At 32.3% G+C, this 24,369-nt stretch carries 25 protein-coding genes and 1 other annotated feature; of the genes, 6 read left to right on the top strand and 19 right to left on the bottom strand.

Annotated features, from left to right (window positions below; translation table 11 throughout):
* Nucleotides 1-139: 139 nt before the first annotated feature.
* The 3 genes from ACODH8_RS11705 to ACODH8_RS11695 all read right to left on the bottom strand — a co-directional run bounded on the left by ACODH8_RS11705 (nt 140) and on the right by ACODH8_RS11695 (nt 4,125).
* Nucleotides 140-1,225, bottom strand: coding sequence for a M42 family metallopeptidase (locus ACODH8_RS11705; RefSeq protein WP_332465092.1), 1,086 nt, complete (start codon nt 1,223-1,225; stop codon nt 140-142).
* Between the two features lie 79 nt (nt 1,226-1,304).
* Nucleotides 1,305-3,371 carry an ABC transporter permease gene (locus ACODH8_RS11700; protein ID WP_332465091.1) on the bottom strand — a complete coding sequence of 689 codons (2,067 nt, stop codon included), beginning with the start codon at nt 3,369-3,371 and terminating at the stop codon, nt 1,305-1,307.
* Complete coding sequence (locus ACODH8_RS11695; protein ID WP_332465090.1) at nt 3,358-4,125, bottom strand: ABC transporter ATP-binding protein; 768 nt, start codon at nt 4,123-4,125, stop codon at nt 3,358-3,360. The genes ACODH8_RS11700 and ACODH8_RS11695 overlap by 14 nt, the downstream gene beginning before the upstream one ends.
* Before the next feature lie 186 nt (nt 4,126-4,311).
* Here ACODH8_RS11695 and ACODH8_RS11690 point away from each other — a divergent pair, with 186 nt between their 5' ends.
* Both ACODH8_RS11690 and ACODH8_RS11685 read left to right on the top strand, forming a co-directional pair.
* Nucleotides 4,312-4,986 carry a response regulator transcription factor gene (locus tag ACODH8_RS11690; RefSeq protein WP_332465089.1) on the top strand — a complete coding sequence of 225 codons (675 nt, stop codon included), beginning with the start codon at nt 4,312-4,314 and terminating at the stop codon, nt 4,984-4,986.
* 9 nt (nt 4,987-4,995) lie between these two features.
* A complete protein-coding gene (locus tag ACODH8_RS11685; protein ID WP_332465088.1) occupies nt 4,996-6,039 on the top strand; it encodes a HAMP domain-containing histidine kinase in 1,044 nt (347 codons plus the stop codon).
* A gap of 39 nt (nt 6,040-6,078) precedes the next feature.
* On the opposite strand, the gene ACODH8_RS11680 is transcribed toward ACODH8_RS11685, so the two are convergent.
* Together ACODH8_RS11680 and ACODH8_RS11675 are read right to left on the bottom strand one after the other, a co-directional pair.
* Nucleotides 6,079-7,203 carry an LPXTG cell wall anchor domain-containing protein gene (locus ACODH8_RS11680; RefSeq protein ID WP_332465087.1) on the bottom strand — a complete coding sequence of 375 codons (1,125 nt, stop codon included), beginning with the start codon at nt 7,201-7,203 and terminating at the stop codon, nt 6,079-6,081.
* Between the two features lie 267 nt (nt 7,204-7,470).
* Nucleotides 7,471-7,800 (bottom strand): multidrug efflux SMR transporter, encoded by a 330-nt coding sequence (locus tag ACODH8_RS11675; RefSeq protein ID WP_332465086.1) that lies wholly within the window; start codon nt 7,798-7,800, stop codon nt 7,471-7,473.
* Between the two features lie 105 nt (nt 7,801-7,905).
* Here ACODH8_RS11675 and ACODH8_RS11670 point away from each other — a divergent pair, with 105 nt between their 5' ends.
* Nucleotides 7,906-8,652: a hypothetical protein gene (locus ACODH8_RS11670; RefSeq protein WP_332465085.1), complete on the top strand. Its 747-nt coding sequence runs from the start codon at nt 7,906-7,908 to the stop codon at nt 8,650-8,652.
* Between the two features lie 26 nt (nt 8,653-8,678).
* Here ACODH8_RS11670 and nrdG read toward each other — a convergent pair whose 3' ends face one another.
* The 8 genes from nrdG to ACODH8_RS11630 all read right to left on the bottom strand — a co-directional run bounded on the left by nrdG (nt 8,679) and on the right by ACODH8_RS11630 (nt 16,260).
* Complete coding sequence (gene nrdG / locus ACODH8_RS11665; protein ID WP_332465084.1) at nt 8,679-9,275, bottom strand: anaerobic ribonucleoside-triphosphate reductase activating protein; 597 nt, start codon at nt 9,273-9,275, stop codon at nt 8,679-8,681.
* Nucleotides 9,276-9,334: 59 nt separating this feature from the next.
* Nucleotides 9,335-11,527 carry an anaerobic ribonucleoside-triphosphate reductase gene (gene nrdD / locus ACODH8_RS11660; protein ID WP_332465083.1) on the bottom strand — a complete coding sequence of 731 codons (2,193 nt, stop codon included), beginning with the start codon at nt 11,525-11,527 and terminating at the stop codon, nt 9,335-9,337.
* A gap of 356 nt (nt 11,528-11,883) precedes the next feature.
* Nucleotides 11,884-12,678: a TraX family protein gene (locus tag ACODH8_RS11655; RefSeq protein WP_420517750.1), complete on the bottom strand. Its 795-nt coding sequence runs from the start codon at nt 12,676-12,678 to the stop codon at nt 11,884-11,886.
* A 121-nt stretch (nt 12,679-12,799) separates the two neighbouring features.
* Entirely contained in the window at nt 12,800-13,642 is an 843-nt protein-coding gene (locus ACODH8_RS11650) for a MetQ/NlpA family ABC transporter substrate-binding protein (protein WP_332465081.1), read from the bottom strand.
* Nucleotides 13,643-13,653: 11 nt separating this feature from the next.
* Entirely contained in the window at nt 13,654-14,340 is a 687-nt protein-coding gene (locus ACODH8_RS11645; RefSeq protein WP_332465080.1) for a methionine ABC transporter permease, read from the bottom strand.
* Nucleotides 14,337-15,068, bottom strand: coding sequence for a methionine ABC transporter ATP-binding protein (locus tag ACODH8_RS11640; RefSeq protein ID WP_332465079.1), 732 nt, complete (start codon nt 15,066-15,068; stop codon nt 14,337-14,339). Before ACODH8_RS11640 ends, ACODH8_RS11645 begins: the two co-directional genes overlap by 4 nt.
* A 250-nt stretch (nt 15,069-15,318) precedes the next feature.
* Nucleotides 15,319-15,753 carry a hypothetical protein gene (locus ACODH8_RS11635; RefSeq protein WP_332465078.1) on the bottom strand — a complete coding sequence of 145 codons (435 nt, stop codon included), beginning with the start codon at nt 15,751-15,753 and terminating at the stop codon, nt 15,319-15,321.
* Between the two features lie 48 nt (nt 15,754-15,801).
* Entirely contained in the window at nt 15,802-16,260 is a 459-nt protein-coding gene (locus tag ACODH8_RS11630; RefSeq protein WP_332465077.1) for a GNAT family N-acetyltransferase, read from the bottom strand.
* Nucleotides 16,261-16,597: 337 nt separating this feature from the next.
* Between ACODH8_RS11630 and spxB the strand changes: the two genes are divergently transcribed.
* Nucleotides 16,598-18,346, top strand: a complete 1,749-nt coding sequence (spxB, locus tag ACODH8_RS11625; RefSeq protein WP_332465076.1) for a pyruvate oxidase — start codon at nt 16,598-16,600, stop codon at nt 18,344-18,346.
* Nucleotides 18,347-18,506: 160 nt separating this feature from the next.
* Here the strand turns inward: spxB and rplT are convergent, their stop codons facing one another.
* From rplT to infC, 3 genes are all read right to left on the bottom strand, one after another.
* The gene (rplT, locus tag ACODH8_RS11620; protein ID WP_332525807.1) at nt 18,507-18,866 is read right to left on the bottom strand and encodes a 50S ribosomal protein L20; all 360 of its coding nucleotides are present in this window, start codon (nt 18,864-18,866) and stop codon (nt 18,507-18,509) included.
* Between the two features lie 70 nt (nt 18,867-18,936).
* Nucleotides 18,937-19,137, bottom strand: a complete 201-nt coding sequence (gene rpmI, locus ACODH8_RS11615) for a 50S ribosomal protein L35 (protein WP_114288907.1) — start codon at nt 19,135-19,137, stop codon at nt 18,937-18,939.
* Between the two features lie 24 nt (nt 19,138-19,161).
* The gene (gene infC, locus ACODH8_RS11610) at nt 19,162-19,683 is read right to left on the bottom strand and encodes a translation initiation factor IF-3 (RefSeq protein WP_166034600.1); all 522 of its coding nucleotides are present in this window, start codon (nt 19,681-19,683) and stop codon (nt 19,162-19,164) included.
* Nucleotides 19,684-19,705: 22 nt separating this feature from the next.
* Nucleotides 19,706-19,843, bottom strand: a sequence feature (ribosomal protein L20 leader region).
* A 116-nt stretch (nt 19,844-19,959) separates the two neighbouring features.
* Between infC and ACODH8_RS11605 the strand changes: the two genes are divergently transcribed.
* Nucleotides 19,960-20,604: a pentapeptide repeat-containing protein gene (locus ACODH8_RS11605; RefSeq protein WP_332465074.1), complete on the top strand. Its 645-nt coding sequence runs from the start codon at nt 19,960-19,962 to the stop codon at nt 20,602-20,604.
* 75 nt (nt 20,605-20,679) lie between these two features.
* Complete coding sequence (locus ACODH8_RS11600; protein WP_332465073.1) at nt 20,680-21,474, top strand: hypothetical protein; 795 nt, start codon at nt 20,680-20,682, stop codon at nt 21,472-21,474.
* Between the two features lie 29 nt (nt 21,475-21,503).
* On the opposite strand, the gene ACODH8_RS11595 is transcribed toward ACODH8_RS11600, so the two are convergent.
* The 3 genes from ACODH8_RS11595 to dhaQ form a co-directional block, all read right to left on the bottom strand.
* Nucleotides 21,504-22,154, bottom strand: a complete 651-nt coding sequence (locus tag ACODH8_RS11595; protein ID WP_332465072.1) for an NADPH-dependent F420 reductase — start codon at nt 22,152-22,154, stop codon at nt 21,504-21,506.
* Nucleotides 22,147-23,193: an Atu2307/SP_0267 family LLM class monooxygenase gene (locus tag ACODH8_RS11590; RefSeq protein WP_332465071.1), complete on the bottom strand. Its 1,047-nt coding sequence runs from the start codon at nt 23,191-23,193 to the stop codon at nt 22,147-22,149. The genes ACODH8_RS11595 and ACODH8_RS11590 overlap by 8 nt, the downstream gene beginning before the upstream one ends.
* Nucleotides 23,194-23,334: 141 nt before the next feature.
* The gene (gene dhaQ, locus ACODH8_RS11585) at nt 23,335-24,324 is read right to left on the bottom strand and encodes a DhaKLM operon coactivator DhaQ (protein WP_332465070.1); all 990 of its coding nucleotides are present in this window, start codon (nt 24,322-24,324) and stop codon (nt 23,335-23,337) included.
* Nucleotides 24,325-24,369 lie beyond the last annotated feature (45 nt).

Raw genomic sequence — 24,369 nt, 5'->3', positions numbered from 1 at the left:
ATGACTTAACGTACAGGGGGCCACCTGTACGTTTTTATTTTAACTAAAAAAAGCAATCAAATAAATGAATTTTACTCATAAATTTGATTGCTTTTTTGTTTTATTCAGAGACTTATGTCACAGCCTCCTTTTTTAATTTTTAGTAAGAACGTAATTCTTTTACTTTTTTATCATCTAATCGTTTAACCACTTCAGTTACTAATTTAACTGTATTTAAGTAGTCGTCTTCATGAATGATTGATGTGTGAGAGTGTAAATAACGAGTTGCAACTGTAATCGCAAGAGCAGGTACACCATCTCTTGTTAAATGTTGCATACCAGCGTCTGTTCCTCCACCAGTAATAACTGTGTATTGGAATGGAATTTCTAATTCTTCTGCTACTTCAATAACAAAATCACGTAGTTTTCTATGTGGAATCATTGATGCATCAAAGATTAAAATTTGTGGACCTTTTCCTAATACAGAATCAGCTTCTTTAGGAGTCATTCCAGGAGTATCTCCTGCAGTACCTGTATCTAATGCAAAAGCAATATCAGGGTTTACTAAATGTGTACTTGTTCTAGCACCACGTAAACCAACTTCTTCTTGTACATTACTTCCAGCAAATAAAATATTTGGGTGACCTTCTTTAGCTAAGTTTTCTAAAACTTTTAATGATACTGCAGTACCAATACGGTTATCCCAAGCTTTAGCTAATAAATATTTAGAACCATTTAATCGTTGGTATTCGATATATGGTGTAATCATATCACCTGGTTTAATGCCCCACTCAGTTGCTTCTTCATTGCTTGTAGCACCAATATCAACAAACATGTCTTTAATTTCATAGGGTTGTTTTCGCGCTTCAGCACTTAATACGTGAGGTGGCTTAGAACCAATCACACCATGAATTTCTTTACCGCTTCCAGTTGTAATAGTTACTTGTTGGGCAAGCATAACTTGTCCCCACCAACCACCTAATGTTTGGAATTCGATAAATCCTTTTTCAGTGATTTTAGTAACCATGAAACCAACTTCATCCATATGTCCTGAAATTAAAACACGGGGACCTTCTTTATCTCCAATATGACGAGCGTTAATACCGCCTAAGCCATCATAAACAATTTTGTCTGCATGAGGTTCTGCGTATTTCTTAAAAATAGCACGCACTTGATCTTCATTTCCAGGTACGCCTTTAGCGTCCGTTAATTCTTTTAAAAATAACTCTTCTTGTTTATCTAACATGATAAACCACCTTTCCTATTTTTATCTTCTCAAGTATATCATTAATCCTTTTTCTTTTCTTATGATTTCCCTTTTGAATCTATGAATTAACGATTTTATTGTAAGAAGATGATGTCGCAAAATAGAACACAACATAGATAATTATCAAAAAGGCAACCGAAATCATAGTTAAGGTTAAGCTCGGTACTTCAATTAAAACAAATAAAACTCTTAAAGCAAAATAAGCATGAAGTAAACTAACAAATAAGGGAACAAAAAAGACCGTGAAGTTTTGTTTGTAAATACTCTTCTTAATCATGTTTTTAGGTGTTCCTATTTTTCTAAGCATGTCATATCTCAAAGCTTCATCTTCCGCTTCTGATAATTGTTTTAAGGTAATGATACTTCCCGTAGCAATCATAAAGACCATTCCTAAAAATACGGCAACATATATCAATAATCCTGTATTTTTCATTAAACTAGTGTAATAGGGATAACGAATACTCATGTCATTTTTGACGGTATAACCTTTAGGATATTTAGTTTCAATAAGGTTATCTAGTTTTGAAAATGAATCTACTGCTTTTCCATCCTTAATAACAGTTGTTCCTATAAAAGCTTCTTTTTTATCCAATAGTTGACTATATTTTTTAACAGTCGCATCAGATAACTCAGCGTTTTTGTCGCCATCAACAATATCTATCATGTGGTATCCATACGTATAAGAACTATCTAATTCTTGATAGAGTTTATCACTCACAACAACTGTGGGACCTGATAAACGCATATCTCTTGTATTCCCTAGATTATCAACCATAACCTCAACAACGTTAACCTCACCGCTATTTCCTAGAATACCAGTTCGATCAAAAGTCACCATGTTTTCGACGTACATATTATTGGTTCCACCTAACATGGCAATATCTTTGTTTTCTAATATTTGGATATCTTTCATTTCTGGTATTACTTTTTGAGCTTTCTGATAATTACTATACGAGATAACATTATACATAACTGCATCATTTAAATAACGGTTATCTATTTTATAACCAAATCGACCACCAACATACTTATATTCCACATGGCCTTCAGTTTTTATCTCGGCTTTTTCTTGGCTTAGAAAATCTTGAAATTCTTGGTAGTATTCATCTGTTATTGTATAGGTTGTTGGATTAGCTGAGTGTGCCAAGCCTAACGTAAAAGATTGAACACTTGCTGCTCCTCCAATAGCCGCTAAAGCTGTACCAGAAAGAACCGCAATTGTTGCAAAAGTTCTAGCATTTTTCTTTAAATGAAAACTTAAATTACCTGTTGTAATCATATTAATATCTTTATAGTAATATCCCTTAGCTTTTTGAATTAATTTCAAAACAATTCCTAAAAAGTGACCAAAAAACAAATAAGTTCCTACAACACACAATAATAAAATAAATAATGGACCAACAATCATTCCGAAGCCATTAAATTTATATTTCACTTCCATCCACACTAAAAAATCATAGAAATGACTTGCTAAATAATAACCCGTCCAAAGAAGTGAGACACCTATTATTCCTAAAACCCAATTGTACCATTTGATATAGTTACTTCCCTCACCTTGTTCATTTGCTTTAAACAACGTAATTAATTTATATCGGTAAACAGTAGTTGCTGTTCTCACTGATACAATGGCTAAAATAATTGAGAAAATTAGTGCTGTGTCTAACACCGCTTGTAAAGAAAAGATAAACCCACTGGCAACAGGAACTTGTAATGATTTCAGTAATAACATCGCAAATAATTTTGAGAAAATAATACCAAAAAAGATACCTGTTACTAAAGCTATCAATCCTAAAAACATATTTTCGACAAAAAATAAAATACCTATTTGACTTCGCCTCATGCCAAGAAGACTATACAAACCAATCTCCCGTTTTCTTCGCTTAACAAAAAAGGCATTAGCAGAAAACATAAAAATAATGATAAACAGAATAATCATCACACTACCAGCTCTAAGTCCAACATCAATTCTCATATCCTCAGCTGCTCTTGATAAAAGTGATTTATCGTAGCTCATCGAAACAAAACTATAATAAACCATCACAGAAAATGCCATACTCATAAAATACATAAAATAATAACGAAACTGAGTTTTTACATTTTTTATTGCTAATTTAAACAACATCATGGCTCACACCGCCTCCGATAGCTGCTTGCATATCAATCACTTTTTGGAAAAAGTCTTTACGACTGCCTTGTCGAACTATTTCTGAAAAAATAGCACCATCTTTTATAAATAAAATTCGGTGACAATAACTCGCTGTAAAAGCATCGTGAGTTACCATGATAATGGTCGCCTTTTCTTCCTCATTTAAGCGAGATAAATAATGTAGTAACTCCGTGGCTGATTTTGAGTCCAGTGATCCAGTTGGTTCATCTGCTAATATTAATTTAGGATGCGTTATCACAGCTCTAGCAGCTGCTACACGTTGTTTTTGACCAATTGAGATATCAACAGGATACGCGTGTAATCTAGATTCGATTCCTAAAACTTTCGCAACGTGATCTAGACGGTTCTCCATCTCTTTGACTGGTACTCTATCTAAAGCTAAAGGTAATAAAATATTATCTTTAACTGTTAAGGAATTCATTAAATTAAAATCTTGAAAAATAAAACCTAATTCTTTACGCCTAAAATCACTTAATTTTTTTTCTTTCATTCTCGTAATATCTTGATTACCAACTTTAATAGAACCCACTGTTGGTTGATCAATTGTTGATAACATATTTAAAAGAGTTGTTTTTCCCGCACCACTTGGACCCATAATACCAACAAATTCTCCTTTATCTACTGTGAATGAAATATTCTCAAGCACTTTAGTTGGGTTACTTTTTCTACCATATATTTTAGATAAATGTTCTACTTCTACTATTCTCTCCATATTAAAACCTCCGTCACATTCTCTTATTTATATCTTATCAATTTTTCTACTCGCCTAACATCTAATTAAGTGAAATAGTTCTTACATATTTGTCATATCTATCAAAAAATTCCGTCAAAAGTCCTATGATGATTAAGTCTTTATTAGGTATAATGAAGTAGACACGATAAAAGGAGCTTGTAAAAAATGATGAAAATAATGATTGTAGAAGACGAAGAAACAGTTCGTGAACTAGTAGCTGAAAATTTGCGTAAATGGGGATTTGAAACAGTTGAAGTAACTGATTTTAAACGCGTACTAGAGATATTTGAAGAAGAACAACCTCACCTAGTTCTTTTAGATATTAATTTACCAGTCTTTGACGGCTACTATTGGGTGCAAAAAATAAGAGAAATTTCAAAAACTCCAGTGATTTTTATTTCTAGTAGAGATACTAATGCCGACTCTATTATGTCTATGAATATGGGTGGAGATGATTACGTTACTAAACCTTTTTCAACAGATATTCTGATTGCCAAAGTTAATGCTCTTTTAAGACGAACTTATGATTATTCAAAAGCTGACAGCTCTAGTTTAGAACACAATGGTTTAACTTTAAATATGGAAAACAGTACTCTAACGATTGATAGTAGTTCTGTTGAACTAAGCAAAAATGAATTTCAATTACTACTTATTTTAATGAAAAATAACGGTAAGATCGTTAGTCGTGAAAAATTACTTCGAGCTCTTTGGGACGATGAACGGTTTGTAGATGACAACACTTTAACTGTTAACATTAACCGATTACGAAAAAAAATAGAAGGAGCAGGGATTTCTGGCTATATTGAAACAAAAGTTGGTCAAGGTTACATTATCCCTTAAATTAGACCTATGACTTTCTTTAATTATTTAAAAGACCAGTATCGACTCATTTTATTATGGCTATCTTTCATTGCTTTGACAGGTTTTGTTTTATGGTTAACACCTGAAGTTCATTTTAATCTTGCTTCACTGCTATACATTTCTTTAATTGGTCTCATTTTATTATTAACCTTCTTAGGCTATGACTTTAATCGACGTAAAAAATGGTGGCTTCAATTAGAAGTTGATCAAAATGACTTAATTGAAACGCCTAAACTTGTTGATGCAAGGTCTCACGAAGAGTTAATTTATCAAGAGTACTTTAACGAACTTCAAGCAGAACATTTTGCTCTATTAAATGATGTTAAATCCCTTTCAAACGAACAAAAAGATTATATTGATAGTTGGGTTCATGAAATTAAAGTCCCTCTTGCTTCACTTAATCTTGTCACTGAAAGCATTGAAGATGATTTATCTGAAAAAAGGTACAACCAATTACGTGGTAATCTAAAACGAATTGACGATTACGTAGAACAAGTTCTGTATTATTCTCGTTTGGATAGTTTTTCTAAAGACTATTTAATCAAATCTCATTCACTAAAAGGGATTGTCCAACAAACAGTTAGACAATCAGCTGATTACTTTATTCAAAAAAATATCCGCTTTACTTTAGAGGGGGATGACATTTCAGTCCTGACTGATGAAAAGTGGCTTCATTTTATATTAAATCAATTATTAGGTAACGCATTAAAATATACTGATACAGGTGGCAGCGTTCAAATTTCAATTTCAAAAAATGAGCGCGGCACTTGGCTTAGTATTACTGACACTGGTATCGGTATTCCTCCTGAAGATTTGAGTCGCATTTTTAATAAAGGATTCACGGGGAAAAATGGACGAAATGAGGAGACTAATTCAACAGGACTAGGACTTTATTTAGCTAAGTCTTTATCGGAAAAATTAGGTCACAATTTATACGTTGAATCTACTGTCGGAAAAGGCACAACCTTTAGAATTCTCTTTCCACATTTAAGTTATTATGCTGATAAGGAAGAAGATTTTATGATTAATTAAAAAAGACATCCCAATAAAAATGGGATGTCTTTTTATTAATTAAATTTGTTTTTTTCTAAAAAATAAGTAACCTGCTCCTAAACCAACTAAAAGAATACCACTAAAAGTGATTAGTTTAGAATTACTCGTTTCACCAGTCTTAGGTAATGTATTAGCCCCGTTATTATTACCCTTTTTATCTGATGTTGATGAAGTTGTTTGTTTAGATGTTTCTGTCGTTGTTCCTTTAATCAGTTTGTCTAATTCTTTACTAACAGCATCTAATTCTTCATTAGTTCTAGCTGCATTCAATTGAGCGTATAGTTTATCTCCTTGCTCTTGTGTGATGCTTCCATTGTTAATACTTGCTGCTATATTTGCTTGAATGCCATAATATTTTTCAACATATGCAGTCATAAACGTTTTAGAATCTGGACTAGATAATTCGACTGACTTATAAAAATCAGCTAAATCTAGATTTGTTTTGACTAATTTTAACTCTTTAGAAAGTTGGTCATATTGATCTTGTGTTAAGAACTTATTAGCGTATAACACATCTAATCTAAGTTGCGCATAAAATAATTCATTGTCAGTAACAGCTCGCTCTTCTTCATTCAAGATAACATCTAATGCATCATTAACCTTTTGAATATCTTCCAATGTTTTCGCATTTTCTAATTCACTTAATAACTTTTCAGCTTGTTTTTGCGTTATCGTACCATTTTCTTGATATAGATTGATATTATTTTTTAAATTAATATATCTTTCCGAAAATACCCAACGATAGTGAATAACATCTTGGTTAGATTCATAGATTTTGTCAGTAATTTGTTTGACTTCTTCTTCTGTTTTAGCTGCATTCAATTGATTAACATAAGTATTATATTCTTCTTGAGTTATATACCCCTTTTGTAAATAGGCATTTAAAAACATTATTTCTCTTTCCACGCTATTCTTGACATCTTGTGGTGTTTCAACAGTTACTTCTGAGTCTTCTGGATTACTTTCAGCTGGTTTAGACTCACTTGTTTTAGTTTCTTCTGTTATTTGAGTATCAATTGTCTGTTCTGGCTCAACAACACTTGATTCCTGTGTATTTAATTTATCCTCAACTGTATCCGCAAATACATTACCTGTTCCTACTAACAAAAGTAAACTTGCTACCATCAATGCTGTTTTTTTCATTTTCTCTACTCCTTCTCTCATTTATGTAACACTATTGTAACATATCAGTAACATTTGTAAATAGTTTTTTAGACAAAAAGTGACTAGTCGTTTGACTAGTCACTAAAGGAGTTGTTTTATTTACTTTGGAGGAGTAAATAAAATGAAAAAGTTTGTTAGGGTTGTTTTGTTGGTATACATATATAATAACCTCTAATTATGAAAAAACTATGTCTTTAACTTTTCAATTTAATGAAGTTTTATGAAAAACATGACAAAACAATGACTTTAATGTCCTGTACCAAACAAATTAACAATAATCGTTCCCGCAATAATTAAACCTAAACCTAAAATAGTCATTAAATTAATGGGTTCTTTCCAAACTAACACAGAAAACAACGTAATCAAAATAATCCCGATGGCTCCCCATACCGCATAAGCTACAGCTATTGGTAATGTCTTAAAAGATAAGGATAAAAAATAAAATGAAATGACATAAGCAATTATCGTATAGAGTGTCGGTAATGGCTTTGTAAATCCATCTGTAGATTTTAATAAATTAGTTCCAATAACTTCTCCAATAATTGCTACCATTAAATATAAATAACCTTTAATCATATGAAATCTCCTTCAATAATCTTTATGATGTGTTGAATAGACTGATTATCACTTGAACTCAAATGATGTCAGATGTACAATTAGTATGCCTTAGGAGGAATACTAATGAAAAAAATAAAACTTATTTTAATGTCAACACTCATTACTTTACTTTGTTTTCCATCCATTTTCAACGCTGAAAACGCTGATAATGAAACAATTTTCGCAACTGGCTTGCAAGGTGAGAAATTAACTCCAGATACGTTTATCCCGATGATTGAAGAATCTAAACAACTTCAAATATCAGATATTTCTTTTTCAGAGTCTAATCGAGCAAATACCATGACAACAGGTACATTTAAAACAACCTTAACTTATACTGATACAAATAAAAAAAAGCATACCGATAAACTCACTTATATGATTTATCCTAAAGAGCCAACTCTTTTCTTTAATGTGACGAACTACAATGCAACTAGCAAAAAACTTGATGTTTCTCTTTATAATTCTAATGCTTCCGTTTACATGATAACCGAACAACAAAATTATCTTCTTCCTTTAGATGCTAATGGTAATTTTAGAGGTAGCTACAATCCTGGTACATTGCCAAAAGAATTAACTTTTATTGCTCTTGATAAGGAAGGCAATTGGAGTGAGTATCAAACATTAACAATAGATACTCAGAAAGTAACGTCTCAAAAAAAATTAGTCTCAGCTAAGGAATATGATGAACTAATAAGTAACTCAAAAACATTAGCTCCTTCTGGCAGTAATCGTAGTCTGATAACTATCATTTTATTAATAAGTATAACTTTATTATCTATCTTATTTTTCATGATTCATAAAAAATTATCAGTTAGAAAACAAAATTAAAATGAGTCTATCATAAGTAAGAATACTTATGATAGACTCTCTTTTTTGTCAAAATATCTATTACTATCTAAGCATTTCTCCCAAATAATAGCTTCTTTTTTCTCTAAAGAACGAGGCACATCAATAATCCGTTGATTACTACTACCTCTAAATTGTAGCGTTAAATCTCTTCTTTTCAGTTCAAAACGGCCATCAACCAAGACATCTACCTTTGATAGTAATTCTAATTTATCCTCTGTATCAGCAAGTAGCTCTTCAAATGTATAGCCTGACCAAGACCATATATCTTTTGTATGACCAAACTCTTTTCTAAATCGATTGACTATCTTCAAGCAAACTTGAGTATTTAAAAAAGGTTCTCCACCTAATAAAGTTAAACCTTGAACTGATTCATGATGAAGGTCTTTAAAAATTTGATCCTCTAACTCTTGCGTAAAAGGTTGACCATATTTAAAATTTTGAATAGCTTTATTGAAGCACCCTTCACAAGCAAACAAACAGCCACTAACGTAGATACTACATCTAACCCCTTCTCCATCAACAAACATGAAGGGTTTATAGTCTGCAATATACCCTTGACTCCATTTTTCAGCAGTCCATTCTTTTGGTTTAGGATTTTTCATTTCTTTTCCTCCTAAAAATCTAAAATGAAGAGGCTCTCTAAAAAAGAGCCTCATTACTTTTATTTCATATGTTTAACACGTGCTGAAATTTCTTTGTGACGTCCATGTACCATTGGACGGGCTTGTGGATTTCCTAAGTAGCCACAGGTTCTTTTAACTACATCACACGTTTTAGGATCTTTATTACCACACTCTGGACACTCAAAACCTCTTTCTGTAGGATTAAAATCTCCCTCAAAGTCACATTCATAACAATGATCAATCGGTGTATTGGTTCCTAAGTATCCTACTCGTTCATAAGAATAATCCCAAACAGCTTCTAACGCTTTTCGATTCTGTTGTAAGACTGGGTATTCACAGTAATGAATGAACCCCCCTGAACAATATTGCGGATAATCTTTTTCAAAATCTAATTTTTCAAATGGCGTTGGATTTTTTCTAACATCATAATGGAAGCTATTCGTGTAATAGTCTTTATCAGTTATATTTTCAACCTCGCCAAATTTTTCACGGTCCATACGACAGAATCTATCTGTTAAACTTTCACTTGGGGTAGAGTACACACTAAAGTGATAACCAAATTCATTCCCCCAATCATCTGCATGAGATTTTAAGAAACGTAAAATATCTAAGGTAAATTCTTTGGCTTCAGGATTAGTTTCCCAATCTCCGCCAAAAATACTTGAAGCCACTTCATAAAGTCCAATGTAGCCTAAAGAAACAGTTGCTCTTTTATTCTTAAATAATTCATCTACATCGTCTGATTTTTGTAATTTTTTTCCAAAAGCTCCGTGTAGATATAAAATTGGAGCATTAGCCGGTTTTGCTTCTTTACATCGGTCAATTCTAAAGACTAAAGCATCTTTCATCGTCATTAATCTTTCTTCAAGTAACGACCAGAATTTTTCTTGATTGCCTTCTGCTTCAAGAGCAATTCTTGGTAAATTAAGTGTAACAACACCCAGGTTCATACGACCAGCATTAATTTCTTCACCTTGTTCATTTTTCCAACCTTGTAGGAAAGAACGGCATCCCATAGGTACTTTGAAACTACCTGTTAATTCAACTATCTTGTCATAGTTTAAAATATCTGGATACATTCTTTTAGTCGCACACTCTAACGCTAATTCTTTAATATCATAATTAGGATCAGTTGCTTTATGGTTAACACCATCTTTAATCGTAAAAATTAATTTTGGAAAAATCGCTGTACGACGTTCTTGTCCTAAACCTTTAATACGATTTTGGAAAATAGCTCGTTGAATTTCACGTTCAAACCAATTTGTTCCAAGTCCAAAACCAAAAGAAGTAAATGGTGTTTGCCCATTTGATGTAAACAAGGTATTTATTTCATATTCCAAACTTTGCATCGCATCATAAATGTCTTTTTGTGTTTTAGATTTCGCATAAGCATCATGGCGACTTTCATCTTCAATCCAATTTTTAGCATCTTCTAAATGTTTAAAATAATTTTTTTCTGCAAATGGTGCTAAAAACTCATCAATTCGATCTGCTGAACAACCACCGTATTGACTAGAAGCCACATTAGCAATTATTTGAGAGATTTGAGCAGTCGCTGTTTGAATCGATTTAGGTGACTCCACTTCAGCATTCCCAATTTTAAATCCGTTATTTAACATGCCTTCAAAATCGATTAAACAACAGTTAGTCATTGGTGAGTATGGATGATAATCTAGATCGTGATAATGGATGTCCCCTTTTTGATGGGCATTGGCAACGTGTGAAGGTAATAATTTTAACCCGATTGATTTCCCAACAATACCAGCTGTTAAATCTCGTTGTGTATTAAAAACATCACTATCTTTATTCGCATTTTCATTCACTAGTTGACTGTCTTTATTAAGTAGCTTGCTAATGGTGAAATTAATATCAGTTGCACGACTTCTTTCAAAATCACGACTCGTACGGTAATTAATATATTCTTTTGCTAAATCATATTCACAATTATCTAATAAAGTATGTTCTACTATATTTTGGATTTCATAAATTTTAACATTATTATTAAATCTTTGGAGGATCTCCTCAATGACCATATCAACAATTTCTTGGATTCGTGCTTCTGAGTGAGCTTCTACAGTTCCATTTATTTTTCTTTCAGCTTTTAACAGGGCATTTGTAATTTTCCACTCTTCAAATTCAACTACTCGACCATCTCGCTTGATGACTTGTATCTTGTTAAATTCAGCACTTTCTTTTAATAAATCACTATTTTTTTTATTGATTTCTATCATTTAGGCCAACTCCTTTATTTCTACTTCTAGTATATGATAGCTCATAAACTCTTCTTTTTCAACTACATATAGTGTTTAAAAATATTAAAAAAACTATTGACAACTATATATAGTGATAGCTATAAGCTTTCATCATTTTTTCACAAAAAGAATTTTTTTCCATCAATCCTAGTTATCCTTTTCACTATTTTGTGAAAAAAGGTAAAAAAAGACCATGATATGCGTAGATCCACACATCACAGTCTCTTTTATTTTCTAAAATAGTCACTTCAGTCGATTATTTTTATAACAAATTAGATTTCACAAAATTACTGTAAACATTTTTTATCCCAATTATTTTTTAGTAATCTATCAAATTAATGATTATAGATAAGAGAAGCCAAAATATATAGTAGCCAAATATGCGCTGGATAGAAAATATAAAAGAATGATTTCATACTTCTTCCTTTTTCACCACCGTACAACATAATAGGTATAGTAGAAAAAATCATCATCCATTGCGTATTACTTCCAAACGCTTGGGCTGGATTTGTTATAAAGAATAATATTGCTACAATAGCGATAGCTAAGCATTGCCATGACTTATTTTTTCTAAGTAAATACATCACTGGCATTAAATAAACCATGACACTATTCTCTGTAAATAAAGTCATCGGAATAACTCTTGCTAAACTTAATAACATGACATTACCACTAGATAAAACAACCACTGATACGAATGATAGAACGAGTGGCATGATTAAACATAAAATCCCTATTATCAATTGACTGATTTTTTTATCTTTCTTAAAACCCTCTAAAAAATCAATCCCGTACATTGCCAAGACACCTACAAATAAATCCGTAAAAATATTATTCATTAATGCCATCTGTCCTAAAGGGAAAAAATGTTGTACAACTGTTGAACCTATATTCATTACCCAAAAGCCAATTAATAATCGAAACAAATATTTGTTTTTATTTCTAGTATGACTAAAACCTTCCACACTAACGAAGAAAAATAGAGTGGCTACCGGCCTACCAAACCAATCTATCCATGTAGGTGCTCCCATAATAGAAAACATTTGATGGATATGATCAATAAACATTAAAATAATACCTATCATTTTTAAATCAAAAGTAGTTAATTTTTTTCGTTGAATTACTTCCATTTCTTTCACGCTCCTTATTGGGCATATTATACACCTAATAACAGCACTAAAAACGAACGCTTTTGTAAGACTAAAAAAAGAAGATGATCTAAGTCATCTTCTCTCTAAATAAACTATTCAATTAAAATGATGGTACTAGTGACTCACCGTGTTCCTCTTCTAAGTACGTACGAACTGCGTCACTTCCAACTGATTTTTGTAGAACTTTAATCGCTTCTGAATCAATATTATCTTCACGAGCTGCAACACTGATAGCATAATGATTATCATTTGGTGCCTCTAAAAATAGAGCATCTTCTGGTGTTAAACCAATTTTAGTCAAGTAAGTTGGATAGTTATACACTAACACCATTCCTTTTTCATCATAAGCTGATGCAAGGTTTAATAAATCAATTTCAACAAATTCAAATTCTTTTGGATTTTCCACAACATCTTTAACAGTACCATTGAATCCTACACCGTCTTTTAATTTAATTAAGCCTTTTTCATCTAAAATAGCCAATGCTCTCCCTTGGTTAGATGAATCATTAGGTATAGCTACTCGTCCCCCGTTTGGAATATCTTCAATCTTGTCATATTCTTTTGAGTAAAATCCTACACGAGCATCATATACTTTTTGTGCAATAACTAAGTTACCATTTTGAGCTTTATTAAACTCTTCCATGAAAGGTTCATGTTGAGAAAAGTTCGCATCTACTTCTTTTTCATTTAATAGTTTATTGTATTGAACGTTATCATTTACACGTACAATTTCAATTGTATAGCCTTCTTTTTCAGCTTCTTTATTAGCGATATTTAAAATCTTTTCACTAGAATCAAGAGCGGTAGCTACTTTAATGACTTTAGCTTCTTTTTTTTCAGTTTCTTTTGTAGTCGCGCCTTCTTTCGCGCCACATCCTGCTAGTAACAAACTAACACCTAATAAACCTAATAAACCTAATAATATTTTGTTGCCTTTTCTCATTTTTAACACTCCTAAAATATTTTTCTTTTATCTAAGTAATTGGATAACCATGTTCCTATTTTTTGTATCAATATAACGCTCAGTATCATAACGATGATTGTTGTGTACATAATTTCATATTCATAAGATTGGTAACCATATCTGATAGCAAAGTCTCCAATTCCGCCACCACCAACAACACCCATAATAGTTGAGTAGGATACCATTCCAATCGTTACTGTAGTAAAACTTAACACTAAGCTTGATCTAGCTTCTACGTATAAAAAACGATAAACAAGTTGCCACGTTGTAGCACCTAATGATTTTGCTAACTCTATTGTTTCTCTTGGCACATCTAGTAACGCTTGCTCAGACATTCTGGCATAATTAGCTACTGCCACAAAACAAAGCGGAAAAGCTGCAGCCATTGTTCCAAAAGATGTTCCTAAAATCAATCGAGTTAACGGAATAATCGATACAACGAATAGTAGAAATGGAAAGGAACGAATGATATCTACATACAGATTAACGAGTTGACTTAAAAAACTCATTCTTTTCCTTTTGTAATAATTAATCGTGTTTAGATACATCAGTGTCCCCATAGGTAAGCCAATAACTAAAGCTGCACTCATTGAAACAAGAATCATTACTAAAGTCTGTGAAAGAGCTGTCATTATTTCTGTTTGATGTAAACTAACTTTTGTTATTATTTCACTCATGATAGATACCACACCGCTCTTTCAAAATAAGTTGTATCTTCCTCTTCCACAACCGTATTAGCTACATCAACTACCGACAATACTTGCCCATTCTCCATAATGGCTGCTCTATCACACCATCGTTTAATCACTTCTAACTCATGACTAACAAACACAATTGTTGTTCCTAATTCATTTTGTGTTTTCTTCAATAATTTCATAACTTCATTGCCATTATGTTCATCTAATGCTGAAGTTGGCTCATCACACAATAAAATACTTGGTTTGGTTGTTAGTGCTCTAGCAATGGCCACACGTTGTTTTTGCCCTCCACTTAATTGGCTCGGATACTTGTCCTTATGTTCAGTCATCCCAACAAAGGAAAGCATGTCATCTACTATTTGTTCATCTACTTTTCCTTGTATTTTTAATGGTAAGCTAACATTTTTCTTAACTGTCATATTTTGTAATAGATTAAATTGCTGAAAAACCATACTAATATTTTGAATCATCTGACGTTTTTTCTTAGTCATTTTTTCTTCTAAGTAATCTCCGTTCAAACTAATTTTCCCACTAGTTGGAACTTCTAAACCATTGATAATTCTGAGTAAAGTAGATTTTCCAGATCCACTTACACCTACTAAACCAAAAAATTCATTTTTGACTATCTCTAATGAAATATCTGATAGTGCTAAAACTTGATGGTCTTTTTGTGTAAATTCTTTTGAAATATTTTCTAACGATATCATATAGTTTCACCCTAAGAGTTAAATTTTCAACAAGGCGTCCCTTGCACAAAACCTATTCTATTATTTTTCACAAATTAAGCAACGTTTACTGTCTATATTTCTAATTTAGACTATTAGCTACTCTTATAGAAATTATTTAACTTCATTGATATAACACCTTTTATCTCTATTATTTGTTTGTTTAAAACCCCTTACATTAAAAACAATATTGTATTTAACTCAAAAAAAAATAAACCTTTTCAGGTTCATTTTAACGTTCTAATAGATAAAAATTAATTTCTTTCTCAGTTAATTTTCTAACTTGGGTATTAGTAAATTCTTGATACTCACCAGTTTTAAAAACAGGTACTTTATTACTTTTTTTATCTTTATTTTTCTTTAAATAGGCCACTACATCAGATTTATTTTTAAAAATTTTAAAAAAAGTTCTTTCTTTATCAAGTTTAATTTCATAAATAGCACAGGGTGCTTTCAGAGTATATTCTGCCGTACGCAAATAATATTTAGCGTCTTGTAAAGATTTAAAAGGGAAATTCCAGCGATAGAGATTCCTTTTTTTATCTTTCTGAATACAAATACAACGATTACAAGTTCCACAAATATACTGTGTGTGGCGGCTTAAGCAATCATAAGGATGATAAATAGGTGTTATTCTATTTTTTTCACTATAACATTCTGGACACATTTTAAACCCTCCCTTTTAAACAATTATATCACTAATTATTGCTGTATGTTAATTTTCTTTGTAAATCATTTGTTTACTGAATGACCTAAAGCCAAAATTTTCGTACAAGCTCTTTCCATCTTTATTATTATCCAAGACGGCTAATTCTAAATATTCTAATTCTCTTTCTTTCATCCAGCCAACCGAAGATTGTAGTAAAGCTTTTCCAAATCCTTTTTTTCTAGCAGACTCTCTCACTACTAAATCATAAATATAAGCGTATTCTTTAGGTCTGAACATAGGATAACTAGGTGCAGTCATTTCCTTAATCACTGAAAAACCAACTATTTGCTCCTGTTCTAAAACGATTAATATATCACTATCTTCATTATTTATCATATCTTCTATAAAATTCATTCCTTGAGTAGCTTCTTGGTAAAAATCTGGTTCAAGTCTAGCCTGACTCTTGATTAGTTCTTCATATAATTCAAAAATAATATCCTTATCTGCTAACGTTGCCTTAATCATATTTACACCCCACTTATTTAATTAATAGTTATTTTAACAAATAAACAGATAAAAAGGTACAAATTATTAGTTGTATTCACAGTTATACAACAGTAACAAAAACTGTACCACACACAAAATAAAAAAAACAATTTAGTTTTTATTTTAATGTGGTTGTTTTCTTTAATAAATCTAATCAACCACTGATATAATCAAGTTTCATTATTGTTCCAATCATTTGATCACCATGTGTATTTAAAATTATTAACCTCTTTTTTTGCTATTCTCACATAAAACAGTATGATAAATCTGTACAGGGGAAACCTTGTAAAAAAAGAATGTTAGGATTGATTAGGTAATGACAACTAAAATAGATGGCTGGGTTGCTGGCCTTAAAATCATTGAATCATGGGGTGTTGACAATGTTTATGGTATACCTGCTGGCTCATTAAATTCATTGATGGATGCTTTTGAAAAAGAAAAAGATAACATCAACTTTATTCAAGTTAGGCATGAAGAAGCAGGCTCTCTCGCTGCTTCAATGCATGCTAAATTCACTGGAAATATTGGTGTTTGTGTTGGTTCTGCAGGACCTGGTGCTACTCATCTTTACAACGGTTTATATGATGCAAAATTTGATAATGTTCCTGTTTTAGCCATTCTAGGTCAAAGACCTTTAAGTGAAGCGAATATGGATATGTTCCAAGAAATGAATCAAAATCCTTTATTTGCTGATGTAGCAATCTACAATAGAAAAGTAGCTTATGCTGAACAATTACCAAAAGTTTTAGACGAAGCCATTCGTACAGCTATTGCTTATCGTGGTGTAGCTGTTGTAGAAGTTCCTGTTAACTTTGGTTGGGAAAAAATTGATGCTGATAAATGGCCTTCTTCTGCCTCTTCTTATCGACAAATGCCAAAAATGGTGCCTGATTCAGTAGATATCAATGAAGCTGTGAAACTATTAGAAAAAGCTAAACGACCAGTTATTTACGCTGGGAAAGGAACTAGAGGTTGTGGTGAATTAGTCGAAGAACTTGGTCGAAAATTAAAAGCTCCTGTAGCTATTACTGGCATTAACTTCGATAACTTTAATCATGATTATGAAGGACTTTTAGGATCTGCTTTTAGAGTTGCTTGGAAACCCGCTAACGAAGCATTAGACCAAGCTGATACTGTTTTATTCGTCGGTAGTAATTTCCCATTTAGTGAGGAAAAAGGAACGTTTGCTAACGTTAAACACTTTATCCAGATTGATAATAACCAAAAAAATCTAGGTAAAAGACATCAACCTGATGTGTCTATTCTTGGAGATTCTGAATTAGCTCTACAAGCGATTTATAATCAAATCAGTGAACAAGAACATACTGAATGGTATCAAGCTAACTTAGATAACATTCAAAACTGGCGCGACTATATGACTCGTTTAGAGAAAAAAACAGATGGTGATTTAAGATTATATCAAGTTTATGATGCTATTAATCGTTACGCTGCTGAAGATGCTATTTTTTCAGTAGATGTAGGAGACGTTACCCAGACTTCTATTAGACATTTACATATGACTCCGAAAAATATGTGGCGTACGTCTGAACTTTTCGCGACTATGGGTAATGGATTGCCAGGTGCCATTGCTGCCAAATTAGATTTCAAAAATAGAGAAGTATGGAGTTTATCTGGTGATGGTGGATTCGCAATGAACATGCAAGATATTGTCACAGCAGTTAGATATCAGCTACCTAGTATTCATGTCGTTTTTTCTAATCAACAATTTGGATTCATTCGTGATTCTCAATTAGATACAAATGATGCTATTTTTGGTGTTGATTTAACTGATATTGATTTCGCTAAAATTGCTGAAGCACAAGGAGCTATCGGTTATACCTTAAGAACCATTGATGATATTGATAATGTCTTTTCTAAAGCACTAGAGGATGTGAATCAAGGTAAAGTCGTATTAATTGATGCTAAAATTATGGATGAGCGCCCTATTCCAGTTGAAAATCTTATATTGGATAAAGAACTATTTAGTGACTCTGAGATAAAGGACTTTAAAGAACTTTATGATGGTCAAGATTTAGTTACTTTAAAAGAGTTATTAGCCCATTAATTATCCCTCAACATTTCATTTTGTTTTTAATATTATATAAAATAAAGCACAAAAAATCGTCTAACATGAGTTTTAGCCAGCTCATGTTAGGCGATTCTCTCTTTTTATAGTAAAAAAAGAGCTATCCTTTTCAGAATAACTCTCTTGAATGTTAATTTAATTATTTAGCTAAAGCTGCTTTAGCTGTTTCAGCAAGAGCTGTGAAAGCTTCTGCATCATGGATAGCTAATTCAGATAACATTTTACGGTTGATGTCGATTTCAGCTAATTTTAAGCCGTGCATCATTTTGCTGTAGCTTAATCCGTTCATGCGAGCACCAGCGTTAATACGAGCGATCCATAATTTACGGAAGTTACGTTTAGTTTGTTTACGATCTCTAAATGCATAAGTATGAGATCTCATTACTTGTTCTTTTGCTGTTTTGAATAATGTATGTTTTGAGCCATAGTAGCCTTTAGCTAACTTTAGGACTTTTTTACGACGTTTACGGCTTACTGTTCCACCTTTTACACGTGCCATGATAATTCCTCCTTGAGTTTACGATTAAAATTTGTTGAAGTTTTTAGTCATTATCAAAAAACTAAAAAGCTTATCTCATTCCTGTCAATTGTTGACGGATACGTTTGTAGTCGCCTTTTGATACCATTCTTGGACGACGTAATTGACGACGTTGTTTTTTAGTTTTTCCGTGGAAACGGTGACTTGTAAACGCACGGTATCTTTTTAATCCGCCACCACCAGTACGCTTAACACGTTTAGCTAGTCCGCGGTGAGTTTTCATTTTTGGCATTTTGATTTCCTCCTCAAATTCTTGTTACTTATCTGCTTTTGGCGCAAGTACTAAAAACATACTTCTGCCGTCCATTTTAGCTTTTTGTTCTACTGTTGCAATATCAGCAGTTTCATCAGCTAAACGGTTTAAGACGTTCTGACCAATTTCTTTATGAGTAATCGCACGACCTTTGAAACGGATTGAAGCTTTCACTTTGTCACCTTTTTCAAGGAATTTACGCGCGTTACGAAGTTTTGTATTAAAATCATTAACATCGATTGTTGGACTTAAACGTACTTCTTTCACATTGATCACTTTTTGTTTTTTACGGGCTTCGCGTTCTTTTTTCTGTTGTTCAAAACGGAATTTACCGTGATCCATTACTTTCGCAACGGGTGGTTTTGCGGTTGGTGCCACTAAAACTAAGTCTAAGTTTGCACTTTCAGCAATTCTCAATGCTTCAACTTTACTTTTAACACCTAACTGTTCGCCGTCAGCTGAAATTAAACGTACTTCTTTTGCACGAATGCCGTCGTTTACCATAATATCTTTTGCTATGGTCATTCACCTCCAAAATTTTTAGAGAAAAAACGAAAAAAAACGAGTACTTTTAAAATTAAAAGACCCGCACCGAAACAATAAACCTTATAAATAAGGAATATTAACTATCTAGCCCAGTCATAAATATAACTAAGGCGAGAAGCGGGTGCTTCTTCTTAATTTCTCAACTCATTTAGTATAGCAAGTATTTGAAAAGACGTCAACACTTTTCTTCATTTATTTTCATTAGTCTTTATGCTATGCTAATACAAACACGTGTTTGTTAAGGAGGAACTTATTTTGCCATCATTTAAAATTGAAGAACCTATATTAAGCCCCTATCTTGAGGAAATTTTACCCGATTATTTAGAAGATGAATTAATGATTAAAAACAACCTTATTCAAGACATCACTTACTCTAGTGATACCTATCAGAGTGTTGTCTTTGAAAAAAGTCAGTTTAAAAAGGTTGGTTTTCCTAGCCACACTTTCAACCGTTTTGAATGTGTCGATTGTTTATTTGAATCCTGTGACTTTTCTAATATTGAATGGATTGGTGCTGCTTTCCATCGCACAATCTTCAAAAATTGTAAACTAACTGGTATTAACTTTGCAGAGGCTCTACTTCAAAACTGTCAATTTATTGATTGTACTATTAATTATGCTTCTTTTAATTTCAGTCAATTAAAACGGGTTACATTTGATAATTGTGAACTCAATGAATCTGAATTTAGTGAAGTTAAATGGAATCATTTCGAACTAACTAATTGCCAATTAAATAAAACAAACTGGGTAGGAACTCAACTAAATAAATTAAATCTATCCTCTTGTAAATTTGAAACCTTAAATCTATCCCCTGATTTAATTAAAGGTTTTATCGTTAATTACGAACAAGCTATTACAGTTGCTTTAACCCTAGGCATTGTTCTTGATGAGCCTAGATAATTTTTTTCAAGCAAAGCAATAGCGCTTATTCTTAATATCCTTTATACTGAAAAAAAATAAAAAGGACTGATCTAATTGAGCATAGAAACTCGCGTATCCTTTGGTAAAACTAAAACGACTGTATCTATTGATTCTTTTGAAACAACTATTATCTTTAAAACAACTAAAAGCATTCCTAAAACTCTTTCAGAAAACAATATCTATCTTTTTTATTTAGAGAAAGCACTTGTTTTTATTGGTGATCAAAGTGATTTAAAAAAACACAACGATATAGCTTGTGATTCCTTAATTGAAGTTCAAACAACTTTAGACATTGATTCTATTTATTTAAAAAGATTACTTAGCAACATCGCTATTGAAAATGGAATTACTCTTCCTACTATAGAAGAAGTATCTGTTCCATCCAATATTGAAAAAACATTTAGTAAACTAACTGAAGCGATCTCACTTATTATAAAAACAATGGGCTATTCCTTTGAAAAAGTAGAAAAGAAAAAAGCCAAACCTGCTAAAGCTCGACATAAATGGACAAAAGAAGTCAGCGAAAAGGAATTTTACATCGATACTCGAGATAGTATCGCTACAGTGATGTGGATTAAACGTAATCAAATGCTTATCAAAAAAGGAGCTACGATGATGAAAGAAGCTCCGTTAAACAAGGATGGTTCTGTTGGTTTTTCAGCAAAAATGGGTGACAAAATTCGTTCTGAAAACCATGATAAATTTTCTAGTTTTGTAACTACAGAGGATATTATTCTAAAAAGTGTTAATGAAGTTGGACTCTTTTTATATTTTGCTGGCACAAATAGCTGGCTAGAAATGATTGACAAAGATGGAAAAACACTTAATGAATGGACAGTTGTTGAATAGAAAAAGCTAACCGAAAAGGTTAGCTTTTTTTACTTATTAATCAAATCATTATCTGCAATCATCTCTCGTAAATCAATTTTAGATAAGTTAGCACCAAAAGGAGTATGGCCTGGTTCAAGAACAACTCCTCTAGACAACCTTCCTAAACTCAATGAATCAAAACCAAAATCTTCAATTATTTGAGCCACTTGATTACCAGCGTTAACACTATCTGTTGCATATGCTATTGCTTTATGTTCTTTTTCCTCAGTTTGATATAACACTTCTTCTAAATCATGATATCCCATATGATTAAATGCTTTGACAACAATACTATCTTTTAAGTATTTGGCTACTGTTTCACTTGAAGATAAAGAGTCTTGAATGATTGAGCTTTCTAAACCATCTACTTCCCACCAATAATTCATCGCATCTATCACAATCTTATTTTGTAATTTTTCTTTAGGTACTGTTTTATATTTTCCAAGAGGAAGAGCTAAAATAATAATGTCAGCTTCCTCAGCAACTTCTTCTGCTAATTTAGCTTTTGCACCAGGAACGAGTATCTCAATCGTCAAAGCAATCTTATCAACTGAACCACTGCCTGCAATCAATACTTTGTACCCTGAATTAATTCCTATTTTAGCTAAAACTGTTCCTAATTTACCTGCACCTAATATTCCGATAATCGGTTTAGTCATTAGTAACACCTTCTTTTAATAATTCACGTACTCTAGGTATTACTTTTTCACCATATAACTGAATGGTTTTAAATCGATCTTTTTGTAATTGCCCTCCTGCACCGTAAACTAAATCAAAGCGATTAATACCCATTTCTTTTATGACTTTAGCTATTTTTTGCGCGACCGTTTCAGGACTTCCAACATAAAGTGAACCTGTTTTAACTTCTTGTTCAAAATGTTCACGGGTCATCGCTCCCCAACCACGTTCTCTACCAATCGTATCCATTGATGCCTTTATGTAATTCCAAGCAATTTCAATTGCTTCCTCGTCTGTATCAGCTACAACGCCATGTGAATGCATTCCTACCGGATGAGCAACTTGTCCAAATTGTTCTGCTGCACGTTTATATAAATCCATGTAAGGTTTAAAACGGATTGGTTGGCCACCAATAATGGCTAACATAACTGGAAATCCGTACTTAGCTGCTCTGACTATTGAATCTGGAGAACCTCCTACACCAACTTGAACATCTAATTTTTTAGACATTTGAGGATAAATTTCTTGATTGGTCAAACTTTGAGTAAATTTACCTTCCCAAGTAATAGGTTTATTTTTAATCAACTCATTAAACATTGCTATTTTCTCTTCAAACAACTCATTATAATCTTGTAAATCAAAACCAAATAAAGGAAAAGATTCAGTAAACGAGCCTCGACCAAGCATGACTTGAGCTCGTCCGTTTGATAAAGCATCAATCGTTGCAAATCGTTCATACAACCTAACTGGATCATCTGAACTTAGAACTGTTACTCCAGTTCCTAAAGTAATATTCTCTGTTACCATTGCTAATGCTGCTAAGACTGTATCAGGACTAGAAATCGAATACTCTTTTCGATGATGTTCTCCTAATGCTAAGACATCAATCCCTAATTTATCTGCTAATTTTCCTTCTTCGATAATCATGCGTAAGGATTCTTCATATGTAAGGCGCTTATTTGTTTCATCATTAAAAGCAACATCACCAAATGTGTCTAATCCAAATAATATTTTATCCATCTTCAAACACTCCTATAACTGTTAATATAAAATCATTTTATAGTAAGTTTTTTGAAATCACAATTTTAATGCTTACTTTAAATAAGTGAGTATACAAAAAAAGATAGAATCACTTAATCGCGATTCTATCCTGCTCTTTATTTACCACGCAAAGGCATCTGTTTTTTCTTTTAAATAATCTAACCATTCTTCATTTTCTAAAGATAAGAAGGTTAATGAAATCCCTGCCATATTCGTTGAGGTCATAAAGTTACCACTCTTTTGAAAAACAACGTCAATCTCTTGTAACTGCAGCAATCTCTTCACATCATTAGCAAAAATGTATTGCTCCATAACCGTCGTTGTCCCTAAGCCATTAATCATTAAGGCTAATTTTTTTAAAGGTTTCCCTTTGTATTGAGCCAGTAATTTATTGATTAACTCATTAGCCAAATATTCAGACGAGAAAAAAGGCTCTTCTCTGTAACCAACTTCTCCGTGAATCCCTATGCCAAAAGAAATATGGTTTTCTTCTAGTTCAAATAACTTTTTACTACTACCAAATTCTTTACCACTTGCTAGAGCGACTCCCAGAGTATTCATTGCTAAAATAACCTCTTCACCTAAGTTTTTAAGTTCAATTAAACTTAATCCTTTTAAAGCAGCTGCTCCAATTATTTTTTCAACAAAAATAGTTCCCGCTACACCTCGGCGACGTTTTTTATAACTGCCCTCTTCAATGGAACAATCATCATTAACGATAATGTGATCAACTTTATAACCTAACTCTTTCGCTTTTTTCTCAGCTTCTAAAAATTCGGTCACATCAGCTTCAAAATTTTTAATAATTAATAAGGTTCCTTTGGGTGAGTCAACTTCTTTAATAGCTCTTAAAATTTCACTAGCTTTTGGAGGAATAAAAATGGGACCACTCACACTAGCAGATAGCATGCCTGCTCCTACATAGCCAAAATGAGCTGGTTCATGGCCACTTCCTCCACCGCTAATTAAAGCAACTTGATCTTTTGTATTTTTTTTATATGTTATAATGCCAGTATTTTTTATTCGTTCTAATTTGTCTTGATGAATAAATGCTACACCATTTAAAACTTGAGAAACAGTGTCTTTTGGCTTATTAATGATTTGTGTCATACCCTTTTTCTCCCATCTCAAACTTTATTTAGTGTAACACATACA

Origin of the sequence: Vagococcus fluvialis, assembly GCF_048815235.1 — a bacterium.
Lineage (GTDB): Bacteria > Bacillota > Bacilli > Lactobacillales > Vagococcaceae > Vagococcus.
The sequence above is the reverse complement of the archived record's forward strand: the minus strand, read 5'-3'. Positions and strand labels throughout refer to the sequence as shown.